Below are 6,719 nucleotides of genomic sequence, written 5' to 3'. Positions count from 1 at the left end.
CCGTGAACGACCGGATGATGGGAGCCGTGTAAATCGAGAGGTTTACGCACGGTTCTGAGAGAGCCGGGGGCTGAGATGCCCCCGGCTACTCGCCACAGGGGCAGGGGGGCGCCCCCGGACCATGATCACGCGCTCGCGGGACACCCGCCCGCCCAGTCGCCCTTTTTCTCCCCCCGAGCGCGACCGTACCCCCCTGCCTGCCCCGTACCCCGGGGCAGGTGCCAGGGTCGCGGAAGGTGTCCCGGGCAGGGGGGGTCAGCGCCTGGTGGCCCGCCCCCACAGCCAGGTCAGCCAGTCCCAGCCGAGCAGGCCGCACACGATGATCACGACTCCGATGGCGACGGCTACACCGAACGCGTAGAGCATCTGCAGGTCCATTCAGCTCCTAAGAGGGGTTGTGAGAAGGGGGTCCCCGTCCGCCCCGGAGAGAACGGGCGGAGACCCCGCCCTCGACGTCGCCGTGATGCCGTCACGGCCGCGCCGAGGGGCATAGACCCGGCCGCCACGGAGGGTTCACGCGGCGGCCGGGCTGTCTATGGACGGTGTTTCTGCGTCGCACTGAGATGTTGGGTCACGAGGTCGCGGAACACATCTTTGGCGAGGGCGGCGGAGCCCCGGGCCGTCTCCTCGTGCGAGAGGGAGTACGGCCTGCGGCGTGCGACGACGACGTACGCGCCGCCCTCCTGGAGCAGCGCGTACGCGCTGCAGCACGACGCCTCGACCAGCCGTGTGCAGCGGCCGGACGGGATGTAGGGCGTCCACTCGTGGTTAGACATGCTCGCGGCGCAGATCCGATACGTGCACGATCAGGGCCCTGCCAAGGGTGAACTCCAGCGTGTAGAGCTCGGTCAGCGGGATGTCCTGGAAAGTCGGCCTGCCGGAGGCAGGAAAGACGACTCCCTTCACGCCCCACGGCTCGTAGTCGGGCGAGGTGTAAACGTGGGCGCCGAACTGGAGGTGCGGGCACGCGGCCCGCGCCTCGGGGATGCACCGCAGGCACGTCGGCGGCTTGCTGAGGCGGCCGGCCGCGGCGTGTACCTCCTCGTGGAAAACCCAGGACAGGCGCCCGGTGCCGGGATCCATCGCGGGGCCCTCACACACCTGGCAGAGCCGGTGCAGCATGCATGCCCGCTGCCGGAGCGTGTGCATCTCCTTGTAGTTGACCTTCCCGCGCCGATCGGACTTCTGTCGGGCCCACAGCACGCCCAGGTCCCAGTCGCTTGCCGCGGGATCGGTGTACGACAGCCGCCGCCCGCTCAACGCCCAGACGTCGTTGATGGCGGCGAGGTTGAGCGCGACGGTTTCGACCTCGTAGGCGACGACGTACGGCACCCGGACTGCGGTCGTGGTCATGCCGCATCGCCGCCGTCTATGAACCGCATGATCACGTTGAGCAGTCCGGCGGTCGCGGCAGGGATCGGCGGGGCTTCCTCCGGCCAGTCGTCGCGGCGGCCCCTCCAGAACTGGTCCTGTCCACGCCACACCGTCCAGCCGGGATGGGCACGCATCAGCAGGGTGCACATTGACTGGGCGTGGGCCGGGTTGTCGTAATAGGCGACGGCCTCTAGTGGCGTCATTGGGCGGTCCGCCACGTACAGACGATGGCGAGCGCGGTACCGACGATCATCGCCTGTCGGTCGGTTGCGGCTGTCCGCAACCGACCGGACTCCAGATGAGTGACGAGGAATGAGCCATCGTCTTGGCGCACGATGTCGCAGTCGGGGACGTACGGGGAAGCCATGCACGCAGAGTACGTCAGCTCATTCCAGCCTGTCACTACCTGTACCTACCCAGGTAGCATCGTCCCAGGTCACTTAGGGTCAGACCATGGGAGTTGATCTGCTGGGACCGGATCCGATCTATCGTCAGATCGCGGCCGTCATCGTCGAGCGGATCAAGGACGGCACATACGAGCCAGACCGCGCCATCCCGTCCGAAGCTGCCTTCTGCGCCGAGTTCGACGTGAGCCGCAACACCGTGCGCTCCGCCATCCGGCTACTGAACAAGGAAGGCGTACTCCGCACGGTCATGGGGCGCGGCACGTTCGTCGTAAGACAGGACGGCGCCCCGCCGCCCGGGTAGGACGACAGGGCGTAAAAGACCGTGTCACGGACTCTACGTGCGTGAGGACGCTACCGGCGTAGCGAGCCCTTGCCGCTGCAGCGTCGGCACTCGCCATACGCCCTCCCGTTGATCCACGACGTTCGCCGGCCACTGCCCTTGCAGCGGCTGCAGTACTTCTTCGAGTGCCGCGAACGGTCCCAGAAGACGTAGAGCGCGAGCAGCGTGAGGCCGATGATGATCCATTCCATGGTGTGTCCTTCCGAGGCCCCAGACGGCCGTCTAAAGGGCCGAATCGGCGAGGGGTTGAGACCGCGCTAGGTGCGCTAGAACGCTGGTGGGGCGGCTGTTAGGCGGCCAGCTAGACCTAGCCCGACCTGACCGCCTAACAGGGCCCTAGCGGTCGATGACGGCGACGATGTCCTCGCGCCGGTAGCCGCGCCCGGCGTTGCCGCCGTCGCGCCAGATCTGCTTGAGCGGGATCCCGTCCAGCTCGTCGGTCAGCCGTTCCCGCGTCCAGCCGAGCCGCTCGGCCAGTTCGTCGAGGAGTAGCTTGTCGTCCTCGCCGAAGGCGTTCAGGACCGCCTCAAGTTCGCCGGCGTCCTCGCGCGGCTGCTCTCGCGGCGGCAGCGTGCCCGCCGCCTTGCGCAGCTCGTACGCCACGGCGGCGATGTCGTTGAGGTCCGGGCCGGTGTCGTCGAGGAAGTGAGAGCGGAGCTTGACCGGGTCGCTGCCGTCCGCGTCGAGGATGCCGACGCCGCGGTGAGAGCGCGGGATGTCGGACGCGTTGTAGCCGGCACCCGCCGCTCCAGGACCAAGCACGGCGTTGGATGCGATCACGTCCGGGCAACGCATCGCCCACCGCAGCGAACAGACCCCCTTCAGCTCGGGCGGGATCGCATCCTTGGTCATGCGTTGGGTGGCCAGCACGAGCAGCACGCCCGCGGCAGGGCCACGCGACGCGATGTCTACCATGATGTCGACGATCTCGGCGCCGAACGGCGAGGCGACGTAATAACGAGTCTCGTCGACGATGGTCAGCTCGATGTCGACGCCGAACTGGCGGCACAGTTCGGGCGTGAGCTTGCTCGATCCGCCGGCGTCGTCGAGCAGGTCGAACACGCGCTCCATCTGGTCCTGCATGCGGCGCAGGTGCTCGAGCAGGCCCTTGGCGTTGCGCTTCTCGGCGGTGTGGGCGATCCGCCGCCATGCCCGGTGATCACCGGCGCCCTTGCCGTCCCACAGGTGGATTTTCGGGGTGACCGCGAGCGCGGCCGTACCGATGATCCCGTTCACTGCAGCGCTCTTACCGGCGCGAGGCTCGCCCGCGACCAGGAGAGAGGCATCGACCAGGCGCAGGCGTTCGCCCTGGCCGCGGCCGTTCACGCCCGCCGCAATGCCGTCCCAGAAGTTGAGCGGCTCCGTACAGCCGATCAGCGGCGACGTGTACACCTTCAAGAACGGGTCGGACTTGGCGACGTACACGACCAGCCGCCCGGCGTGGTCGTCGACCAGATCGAACACCACCTGCGACTCGCCGACGCCGAGCGCGGACGCGAAGTCGGCTTCCTTGCCGAGACAGGCGCGGGCCCGCTGTCCGGGCGGCAGCTGCAGCATGGTCGACCAGCCGTCGCCCTCAGTCAGGACCGGGGAAGCCAGCTTCATACCTTCGGCGCGGCCGAGCTTGGCGTCGATTGCCGCCCGTACGACCTGGTTTTCCTGCGGGGTTCCGCCCTTCCGGCCGGGCAGCTTGAACGGCATCGGCCGCCCGGCGATCCGCTGACGCACCTCCACAGCCGCGCCTACCGTGCCGAGAGCAGCCAGCGACAGCAGCGGCGCCGAGGTGGACCACAGCGTCGTGGCCGCGCCCGTCGAGGCGAGGTAGCCGAGGCCGAGCATCCACGCCGTACGGCGCCGCCTGGTGCGCACCGACTCACGGAACACCAGATCGTCGGTGCCCGCGTAGTCGTCGGCCCTGACCCACTTCCACGCCGTTGACGCCAGCCGTGCCGTGCCGCCCACAGGCGCGGTCGCGGAGCGGTAGACGAACCTCGCGCCGCGCCTGCCGTACTTGCCCTGACGCAGGAAACGGAACGCTTGACGGGCACGGCCGGGCTGCTTGTGCCAGAAGTCAGGCGACGTTTGCGGACGGTTGAACGTGTCGGTGACCATCACCGCGCCACCTCCACGAGCTGCCCCAGGTACGCCTGGAGACGGCGGGCACGGTCGGTGCCGACGTTCATCCGGTCCTTGATCGTGCGGACAGTCGGCGCTTCGCCCTGGGCCACTTCGGCGAGGAACTGTGCCACAGCGACCGGGCGGTAAGGCGCGTCCGTGTCGGGCTCAGGTACGGGCTGGGGCTGTACCTCGACGTCGGCCGGCGGCTCGTCGTCGAGCAGGCGCGTGATGTCCTCGTCGGTCAGGTGGGGCTCGTCTACCTGCGCAGGTACAGCAGGCACGCGTACCTCGACCGGATCGGACACATGTGCCGGATTGGCCGATCGGCGGATCAGTCCCATGAGCAGCTCGTAGGAGAGCACCAGGGCGACGGCCGGCCACGCGGCGACGATCGCGCCGCCCACGCCATGCTCCCAGCCGTGCATGACATTCGCCGCGAGCGTGGCGAGAATGCCGAGCCCGAGTGTGAAGTACGCGAGCTTCGGCGCCTGCAGCCCGCGACGGGCCGCGTCGAGCAGCACCATCGATGACGCGAAGATCAGGCCGTCGATGGTGAGCGGCACGAGAATCGCGGTGAACCCGGACTCGCCGTTGGCGACGACCACCTCGAACGCGTGCCGGTAGGACACCACGGCGGCGACCGCGGCCAGCACGACCACCACGGCGGCGGTGAGGGCGCGGATCACCACTGCGTACTCCTGGGGGCGTGGGGGCCGGCAGCGGCGCGGCGCAGGGCGGCGATGAAGTCGGGCAGGGTGGACACGGTGAGCAGGTCGAGCGCGTCGGCGAGCGCGGTCGCGGCCGCGAGGGGGATGGTGAGCGCGTCCTTGGGGGCCCAGTCGGGGCCGTAGAACACGTGCGCGTAGCCGGGCAAGTCGGTGTCGGCCTGGACGTAGCGGAGTTCGACGGTGGCGCCCTCGAGGGCCATGTCGGCGATGGCTTGCCAGTGCGGGCCGGGCGTGGCCTGGTGGTCGTTGTGGCACCACGGGACGGTGCAGTGGCCGGACGGTACGGTGTGGGACACGATTCGTCTCCTGGTGTTGTCAGGTGATGGGTCCAGGCCCCGCCAGGTGGTTGCACACCTGGCGGGGCCGTCCTGCTATATGGAGCTGGCCGCGCGGGCGGCCATGGCCTTGTTGATGAGCCCGTAGGCGGCCTGCAGCGCCTCTTCCGGGGTCAGCTCGATCTCGGCGTCTCCCAGGTAGGTGTGGATCGACAGGGTCACGCGGGCGGCCTGTCCGGGCTGCTGGTGGATGCCGCCGCACACGTCGGCGAACTCCTCGCCCTCGACGAGGGATGCGGAGACGAGGTCGCGCGGCTGGGAGACGTGCTCGATGTCCATGGGGAAGTGGTGGGCCACCAGGCGCTCGGGGTCGCACCACGGCGGGCACGCGGTCGCGGGCTGCGCCGTCTCGGCGTCGGAGCAGACCGGGGAGCACTCGAACACCTGGCCGTGGCCGACGATGTGGCCGGCCGGGATCATCGGCCGGTGGTCGGCGCTGCAGTGGATGCAGGCGATGCCGTCGAGCTGGTCGACGGTGAGGGGGGAGGCGTCGGCGGTGACGCACGTAGGGTTGGTCACTGGATCTCTTCCTGTTCACGCAGGTGGTGGATCAAGGGCCCGTTCCGGTGTTGCTGCACCGGGCGGGCCCGCATTGTGTCCTGGGCGATAACTGAAACCTTGTGGGATCACAGTAACAAGCTAAGTATGGTCCCACAAGGTTTTCTGTGAGAAACTCTGGGGGACCACGAAAGGGACCTCCATGGCAAACGCGCCCGGCCAGCCCGACCACACACACCAGCAGCGGTTCCGCATCCCGCGCGTCTGGTGGGACACGTACGCGCGCGTCACCGAACGACTCGGCACCAACAGGACCGCGCGCCTGCTCGCCCTCATCCGGGCCGACATTGAGCAGCACGGCGACGAGCACGACCGTCGCGCCCTTGCCCAGGGCGACGTTGAGCTCGCGGAGCGGCGAGCGCGCAAGGGCGGACGGCCGCCGAAGACGGCATGAGCCCCGGGGCCGTCTGCCTCTGAGGGTCTCACTTTGGGTCTCAGTTCGGAGGGAATCGCCGGGGTTCGCTGAAGTGCGAAACCACAGGTATAGACGGTGGCGAACCCCGGTGAACGCTGGATGTAGGCACTCGTAATGAAGGGGTCTCGGGTTCGAATCCCGAAGGCGGCTCCAGGTCAGAAGCCCCTCAAGGGATCTTGGGGGGCTTCTGGGCGTCTAAGTGAGTGACTATGCCTGGCGTTGACTCGGATCAGTAGCTGTCGCTCCAGCGGTACCAAGGACCTTGGATGTGCTCAAAGGACGAAGCGACCGCCGGATTGGAGTCATCGACCGGCGCTCGTTCAGGGCTCCAGACGTAGCCGTAGGGGTCCACACTGAACCTTTTTCACCCTCGTGACGGCGGTCCGCTGGTCACAGCATGATCGCGAGCTCGGCGTTCGCCTGACGAAGCAAAGAACCCCTGGT

11 protein-coding genes are annotated in these 6,719 nt (G+C 68.4%); 2 read left to right on the top strand and 9 right to left on the bottom strand.

Translation table 11 applies throughout. From position 1 onward, the window contains the following. Window positions 1-255 precede the first annotated feature (255 nt). The 4 genes from AB0F17_RS66160 to AB0F17_RS66145 all read right to left on the bottom strand — a co-directional run bounded on the left by AB0F17_RS66160 (window position 256) and on the right by AB0F17_RS66145 (window position 1,592). Entirely contained in the window at window positions 256-378 is a 123-nt protein-coding gene (locus AB0F17_RS66160; protein ID WP_358047757.1) for a hypothetical protein, read from the bottom strand. A gap of 155 nt (window positions 379-533) precedes the next feature. Then, the gene (locus AB0F17_RS66155) at window positions 534-776 is read right to left on the bottom strand and encodes a hypothetical protein (protein ID WP_358047755.1); all 243 of its coding nucleotides are present in this window, start codon (window positions 774-776) and stop codon (window positions 534-536) included. After that, complete coding sequence (locus tag AB0F17_RS66150) at window positions 769-1,353, bottom strand: hypothetical protein (RefSeq protein WP_358047753.1); 585 nt, start codon at window positions 1,351-1,353, stop codon at window positions 769-771. The genes AB0F17_RS66155 and AB0F17_RS66150 overlap by 8 nt, the downstream gene beginning before the upstream one ends. Next, window positions 1,350-1,592 (bottom strand): hypothetical protein, encoded by a 243-nt coding sequence (locus AB0F17_RS66145; RefSeq protein WP_358047751.1) that lies wholly within the window; start codon window positions 1,590-1,592, stop codon window positions 1,350-1,352. The genes AB0F17_RS66150 and AB0F17_RS66145 overlap by 4 nt, the downstream gene beginning before the upstream one ends. Before the next feature lie 235 nt (window positions 1,593-1,827). Here AB0F17_RS66145 and AB0F17_RS66140 point away from each other — a divergent pair, with 235 nt between their 5' ends. After that, window positions 1,828-2,082: a GntR family transcriptional regulator gene (locus AB0F17_RS66140; RefSeq protein WP_358047749.1), complete on the top strand. Its 255-nt coding sequence runs from the start codon at window positions 1,828-1,830 to the stop codon at window positions 2,080-2,082. 50 nt (window positions 2,083-2,132) lie between these two features. Here AB0F17_RS66140 and AB0F17_RS66135 read toward each other — a convergent pair whose 3' ends face one another. The 5 genes from AB0F17_RS66135 to AB0F17_RS66115 form a co-directional block, all read right to left on the bottom strand. Continuing rightward, the gene (locus AB0F17_RS66135; protein ID WP_358047747.1) at window positions 2,133-2,312 is read right to left on the bottom strand and encodes a hypothetical protein; all 180 of its coding nucleotides are present in this window, start codon (window positions 2,310-2,312) and stop codon (window positions 2,133-2,135) included. Window positions 2,313-2,457: 145 nt separating this feature from the next. Further along, a complete protein-coding gene (locus AB0F17_RS66130; protein WP_358047759.1) occupies window positions 2,458-4,233 on the bottom strand; it encodes an FtsK/SpoIIIE domain-containing protein in 1,776 nt (591 codons plus the stop codon). Continuing rightward, window positions 4,233-4,928, bottom strand: a complete 696-nt coding sequence (locus AB0F17_RS66125; RefSeq protein ID WP_358047745.1) for a DUF2637 domain-containing protein — start codon at window positions 4,926-4,928, stop codon at window positions 4,233-4,235. Before AB0F17_RS66125 ends, AB0F17_RS66130 begins: the two co-directional genes overlap by 1 nt. After that, window positions 4,922-5,263 carry a hypothetical protein gene (locus tag AB0F17_RS66120; protein WP_358047743.1) on the bottom strand — a complete coding sequence of 114 codons (342 nt, stop codon included), beginning with the start codon at window positions 5,261-5,263 and terminating at the stop codon, window positions 4,922-4,924. The genes AB0F17_RS66125 and AB0F17_RS66120 overlap by 7 nt, the downstream gene beginning before the upstream one ends. A 75-nt stretch (window positions 5,264-5,338) precedes the next feature. Further along, complete coding sequence (locus AB0F17_RS66115) at window positions 5,339-5,821, bottom strand: hypothetical protein (protein ID WP_358047742.1); 483 nt, start codon at window positions 5,819-5,821, stop codon at window positions 5,339-5,341. A 181-nt stretch (window positions 5,822-6,002) separates the two neighbouring features. Between AB0F17_RS66115 and AB0F17_RS66110 the strand changes: the two genes are divergently transcribed. Continuing rightward, window positions 6,003-6,254 carry a hypothetical protein gene (locus AB0F17_RS66110; RefSeq protein ID WP_358047740.1) on the top strand — a complete coding sequence of 84 codons (252 nt, stop codon included), beginning with the start codon at window positions 6,003-6,005 and terminating at the stop codon, window positions 6,252-6,254. Window positions 6,255-6,719 lie beyond the last annotated feature (465 nt).

It is taken from the genome of Nonomuraea sp. NPDC026600 (genome assembly GCF_040638335.1).
Lineage (GTDB): Bacteria > Actinomycetota > Actinomycetes > Streptosporangiales > Streptosporangiaceae > Nonomuraea.
This window is presented reverse-complemented; position numbering and strand designations above follow the sequence as displayed.

Bases quoted from the DNA above. Each gene is read 5' to 3' on its own strand.
- AB0F17_RS66160 (WP_358047757.1), bottom strand. From the start codon at position 378: ATGGACCTGCAGATGCTCTACGCGTTCGGTGTAGCCGTCGCCATCGGA.
- AB0F17_RS66155 (WP_358047755.1), bottom strand. From the start codon at position 776: ATGTCTAACCACGAGTGGACGCCCTACATCCCGTCCGGCCGCTGCACA.
- AB0F17_RS66150 (WP_358047753.1), bottom strand. From the start codon at position 1,353: ATGACCACGACCGCAGTCCGGGTGCCGTACGTCGTCGCCTACGAGGTC.
- AB0F17_RS66140 (WP_358047749.1), top strand. From the start codon at position 1,828: ATGGGAGTTGATCTGCTGGGACCGGATCCGATCTATCGTCAGATCGCG.
- AB0F17_RS66135 (WP_358047747.1), bottom strand. From the start codon at position 2,312: ATGGAATGGATCATCATCGGCCTCACGCTGCTCGCGCTCTACGTCTTC.
- AB0F17_RS66130 (WP_358047759.1), bottom strand. From the start codon at position 4,233: ATGGTCACCGACACGTTCAACCGTCCGCAAACGTCGCCTGACTTCTGG.
- AB0F17_RS66110 (WP_358047740.1), top strand. From the start codon at position 6,003: ATGGCAAACGCGCCCGGCCAGCCCGACCACACACACCAGCAGCGGTTC.